Raw genomic sequence first — 5624 nt, 5'->3', positions numbered from 1 at the left:
GGAGTAAATTCGTAGCTACAACTTAAGTACCAATCGCCTGCTTGTCTACTAATGGTTATTTTTTGAGTTGTTGCCTCAATAGGTTCGTAAGTTTTGACACAACCAATAACAGGTAATTTATGATTCCATCCATTTAATTCTATGGGTCTTCCAGAATTATCAATTGTGAAAGAATCAGACCTACCTTTTTTCTTAAATATTGGATATTTACTTAACCCTTGAAAGAAGTTCTCAAATGCTTCACCCAAGTTGATAAAAGCATATTGATAGACTTTAGATGACAAGTTTTTCATCCAGGGATAAAGTGGTTTTGTGTGGTTAGTAAAAGTTTCTCTAAGCTTACGAATATTTGGTTTATAACCATCTTTATAAGCAGCATTCCATAAATTTAAACCCCAATTATAACACCATCTGCTATAACCAGCGTGTTGAGCCATCAGGGTTTTCTGTTTGTTATTCAGTTTGAGCTTGGTTCTGATGGATTTCATGTATGCGTAAGTCGAGGCTGTCTAATAGTATGCTTTTCTAAGGCATTGTATTGTTATTCTTTGATTAAGTCAATGTAGATGAAAAAACACAAAACTTCAAAACTGATGAGCCGTTTAAGTCATCTCCAAGACCAAGATTACTCTGTTATACGGATAAGTGTACCCGAATCTGTATCCCACAAGCGCAAAGTCCTGTCTCTACTTGCACTGAGAATCTGTTTGCCATCTGGACTAAAGGCGACCGCCGTGACACTATCTGTATCACCTTCTAATTCCTGGGTCTCGACAAGTGTACCCGAATCTGTATCCCACAAGCGCAAAGTCCTGTCTCTACTTGCACTGAGAATCTGTTTGCCATCTGGACTAAAGGCGACCGCTGTGACATCATCTGTATGACCTTCTATGGTACGGAGAAGTTGACCCGAATCTGTATCCCACAAGCGCAAAGTCCTGTCTCTACTTGCACTGAGAATCTGTTTGCCATCTGGACTAAAGGCAATTGCTGAAGGACTTCCGAAATTCTGGAAAAGTGTCTGGTTTTGTATCTGAAAAAGTGTCTGGTTTTCTAATTGTACACTCAATTGTATCCCCAAATAAATCGATAAACCTGCTCCTAGCACAACCACACTGATAAAAGCAGCAAATTCCCCAACCCTAAACCATTTATTTATCTTGCGTTGCCGAATGCTGCGATCCATAAATTCCTTCCCCAACACAGACAGCAAACCTAACTTTTCATAATTCCCCAAAAAATTCTCTGCTTCCGTCAACTTTAACCCCACAAACAAATAATCCTTTAATTTCCCTTGACTTTCCCACTCTTCAGCCGCCATCTCAATCTTACGCTTGACTCTAATTGCATCGCGGTTTTCACTCACCCAACTCCGCAATAGACTCCAGTGACGAATCAATGCTTCATGTGCCACATCCACCACTGCTACTCTCTCTGCTCGTCCTCCTTTTGCTACTATTTCAGTCGTAACAACCAACTTTTCATCAGCTAACTTCTGAACTACAGTCTCAATCAGTTTTTCTCCATAACGCTCATTAACTAAATTCGGCTGCAATACTCTTCTGCGGGTATCCTCGGTACCTTCTCCCAACTGCGTTAGTTCTAGAAAAATATATCGCGCTGCTGCTTTTTCCTCTTCAGAAAATCCTTCATACACCTGATCAGCACGTTGACGCAATGTACCCATCACACCACCCAATTGCACATAAGTCTTGAGCTGCAAACAATTATCTGTTCTTTCCTCCCACAGCCTTGTCAGTGTATATTGTAACAATGGCAGATACCCTGGAGCATCCGCTACATCTGCCAGTATTTGTTCCACCAGTGCTGGCTCAATTTCCAATTCTACCTGTTTTGCTGGTTCTACAATTGCTTTTCTTAACTCCTCTTCGGACATTCCCATCACAACAACACCATGTTGCTGCATAAGTTGTGCCAGTCCGCTATATTCCTGTTCAATACATTTACTAAAAAAATCTGCCCGCATAGTCAAGACTAAACAGAGTTTATCCGTTTTCGGTAAAGCATCAAACAAGCAGGCAAAAAACTGCTGACGTTCTGAGGTATCCTGACATAAGGTAAAAGCTTCTTCAAACTGATCTACTACCAGCACCAGTTTTGGTGTATCCGCCACAGAAATTATTTGCCTCAAACCTTCAGAACCTTTTTTGATCAATTCCTCAGCTTGAGCTAATTGGGTAGCGCGTTTAATATCAGATAACTCAGAATCTAAAAAATCGAGTGCCAAAGAATTTAGGGGATGTTCGCCAGGATGAAAAATTTTAATCTGCCAACTTTCACTACCAGACAAACGCCTTCCCAACTGTAATTGATATAACAATCCTGCCCTGACAACACTAGATTTACCACTGCCCGAAGCACCCAAGACAGCCAGAAAATTACCAACACGCACCTTTTCTAATAATTCATCAGTTAGAGCAGTACGTCCATAGAAATATCTGGCATCCTCTTCTGTACAATCAAAATAAGCCAAACCTTTGTAAGGACAAATACCTTACTTCTTGACTTTTGAATGCATGACTTCCGTGTAGTGACATTAGGGTGTTGGGTTGCGATCAACGCTTAACCCAACCTACGACTCAGATTAACTCATCATCTCAATGTACCAACTCGATCGCTCGCTTAGTCAAAGTCTCGGCAGTTAAACCATTAAAAGCCATCACCTGACCAGCACTGGAAGCAGTCTCTCCCCGACGCCAAGCAAAGGTATCCCGCTTAACCTGACTCCGTAACATTATCGGTTCCAACATTAAACTCGCACCGCCAGTCACGCCAATTAAGGCATCACCACCAAATAACTTTTCAAAACCAGCATCATCTAAAAATCCGCCATCAGCTTCAGAGCAAGTATCCCAACCTGTATCCTGGGAACGATACAAACGGCGGGGATTAATCACCGAGACTATGCGCACCCCAATACCTTCAGTTTCCAAATAAGCAGCAGCTTCAAATACTGGAATTAATGGCATATCTCCCACTACCGCAAACACAACTGTCTGGTCTCCTGCAACTTCTTGGAGAACAACAGCACCATCCCGCAACCCTTGTCTTGTCTGTTCAAAAGTAGTCCGAATTGGTAGCGGAGATTTACTTGCAGTGATTGTTATACCCTTATTCTTGGTTGTCAGCGCCCACTCATAGCAAGCTTGAATACTGTTAGCATCGGGTGGGAACAGGGCAAACACATTCCCATTGCGCATCATCGCTGCAAAATAAGCCTCAATTTCTGGGCGTTGGTGCGTCCAACCGTTGCGCCCCTGCTCTAATGCTCCCGCAGTAAATAATGTAATTGTTGAAGGAGTAAGGTGACGCAATTCAGCCATTGCTTGGGTGACAGTCTGCCAAATAGGTACGCCGTTAATAGCAAAAGATTCATAGGAACACCAAACTGTCCTCGCTCCCATCAATGCCAAACCCGCAGCCATTCCCGCACAAGCATCTTCGCTCAAAGGTTCGTAAACTTGACCTTTCGGGCCTTGGAAATAAATGTCGTCGGGGGTGGGGTGAATAATTTTCAATGCCTGGTTAACATTGTTAATTCCCGATGCAGCGTTACCATCCGCATTTGTCAGCAAGAAATGAGGGTCTTTTTGACCGACATGAGCTATTAATGCTCCCATTGCAGTTGTGGCAACTTTCGGATCTCCACCAACAGCAAATTCTTCTAGAGGTAGTTGACCTAATTCTGCTAGCGGGTATTCAAATTCAGTGACAACAGTTTTAGAAGCAGGACCCCCAGCAGCACGTTCGCAATTTTTCCGGACTAATTCCCAACCTGCTACTGGTAAAGCACGTTCTTTGAGAGCTTCGATCATGTGGGGACTGTCGAGAGTATCTTTAGGATAGAGGTTATGAGATTTTGAACCTCTGGCATGAACCCCTGTACCCTTAAGTTGTTTGATAATAAAAATGGTAAGTGTGCCACCGAGAGCAGATTTTGCAGCTTTATCCACATTTTCTAATACAGCTTTTGTGAATTCTAGACGCTTTTCAAAAGAGAAAGCACTGCTATCTATATAATCTCCTGCTTGGTTTTTGTCGTCGAAGTCTTTAGCATCTACCAGTACTACTTCCGCAAAACCGTTACCTTTCCAATAGGCAATCATTTCTTCATTGGTTTTGGTAGATACCATACTGTGGTGTTCTTGACTGTAACCATTCCACACTAATACTGGTAAAAAGTTGGTAACTTCAGGATAAGCAGTATTGAAATGTGCCATGGCGCTGACTGGGTATGGTTCGCCCATACCACCATCTCCCATGGTAAATGGAAATAGAGTGTCACGGTGTAATAATGCTGCTGCCATGGCGAAGTGTTGCCCTTGACCCAGTGGTCCGGCAGGGTTTAAAAGTCCTGGGATGCAGCCAGATAGGTGCCCGAGAAGTCCGTGCATTTCCCGGAAGCGATCGCGCATTTGCTGTACTGTGGAGATTTCCATGTCTTCTAGGGAGCGGTCTAGAAATGCAGCGCTATAAAAACCGGGGGCATGGTGTCCGACTTCTGTCATAATATTTTTGTAGCCTAACATTACCAGTGCTGCATAAGCTTCAGCTTGACTAGCAAAACCACCAGGGTGTCCTGATGCTTTGCTGCCTGTAACTTGTAGCATTAGGTAACGCAGAGCATCAGCATAGAGGAGAGTTTGATATACCCCAGCAGGGTCCCTTGGTGAGGCGATCGCTTTACTTCCTTCTGCTATTGCTGGAGTATTACCGTGGGTCTCAAAATCAGGCCAAGCTTCTCCAAAATATTGGATACCTTCGCAAAAATCTGGAACTGTTGTTGGTTTTGGCGTTGTTGCAGTCATACAAATTTATCTGTATTTTTATCTCTTTAATTTTCAGTTAACAATAATTTAACATCTACAGGGATCGATGTTAATTTCTTTTACTTTGGATAGTAATAAGCTCTAGCAATGTTTATTAAGTTATATCTAAATTGAAAAAAACTTAACAATTCAAGTCATTAGAAAATCGAAAAGATAACTAGATAAGAATATGACTCCGACCCAACTACCAATGCCAAAAGCTTATACTCTCATTCGACCCCTAAAATGGGTGGTTCACTTATTGACATTTTTTCATAAATGTGGTTAATAATATGACGATGTATTTCAGGTTCAGCTTGATGGTCTGTGAGTATTCTTCAGCCAATTCCAGGCCATTGTTAATTGTTTAAGAAAAGTCTCTAAAAGAAAATTGCTTTTCAAGGATTTTTTGGCCTCAACAACAAAATTGCGAGATATAGCACTACGTAATTAGGGCGCGGACAATACTAAATGATGAAAATAAGTCAGAGATTACTTTTGTATGGGCGAACGGCCGTATTTGAGTTAAATCCTGACCTGATGGCAGCAGCATTAGCAGTTTGGATATGAGCGAAAGTCGCGCCTAAAGTTACTAATCCTACTGTTGCTGTAGCTACTGATAATTGTTTCACAACTTTGTTCAACATGATTAAATCTGCTGTATAATATCAAATCCGGTAGCATCGGAGTAATTAAACCTGAATTTTCGGCCACCAATGGTACTGGGTTATAGCCTTGATTGCAAATTGCTGTGTTAAAAGAACTTGACAACGCTCAAACAGAATTTCTTCTAAC

4 protein-coding genes are annotated in these 5624 nt (G+C 41.9%); all 4 read right to left on the bottom strand.

What is annotated here, in order from left to right:
- Positions 1-437, bottom strand: a 437-nt coding sequence (locus F6K13_RS15750; protein ID WP_287287812.1) for a transposase, incomplete at its 3' end; no start/stop codon positions are given.
- Between the two features lie 188 nt (positions 438-625).
- Complete coding sequence (locus tag F6K13_RS15745; RefSeq protein WP_287287811.1) at positions 626-2494, bottom strand: hypothetical protein; 1869 nt, start codon at positions 2492-2494, stop codon at positions 626-628.
- 124 nt (positions 2495-2618) lie between these two features.
- Positions 2619-4829 carry a phosphoketolase gene (locus tag F6K13_RS15740; RefSeq protein WP_124142743.1) on the bottom strand — a complete coding sequence of 737 codons (2211 nt, stop codon included), beginning with the start codon at positions 4827-4829 and terminating at the stop codon, positions 2619-2621.
- A gap of 485 nt (positions 4830-5314) precedes the next feature.
- Positions 5315-5476, bottom strand: coding sequence for a hypothetical protein (locus F6K13_RS15735; RefSeq protein WP_161564287.1), 162 nt, complete (start codon positions 5474-5476; stop codon positions 5315-5317).
- Between the last annotated feature and the right edge of the window lie 148 nt (positions 5477-5624).

It is taken from the genome of Okeania sp. SIO2B9, from assembly GCF_010672505.1.
In the GTDB taxonomy this organism is placed as follows: Bacteria; Cyanobacteriota; Cyanobacteriia; order Cyanobacteriales; family Microcoleaceae; genus Okeania; species Okeania hirsuta.
This window is presented reverse-complemented; position numbering and strand designations above follow the sequence as displayed.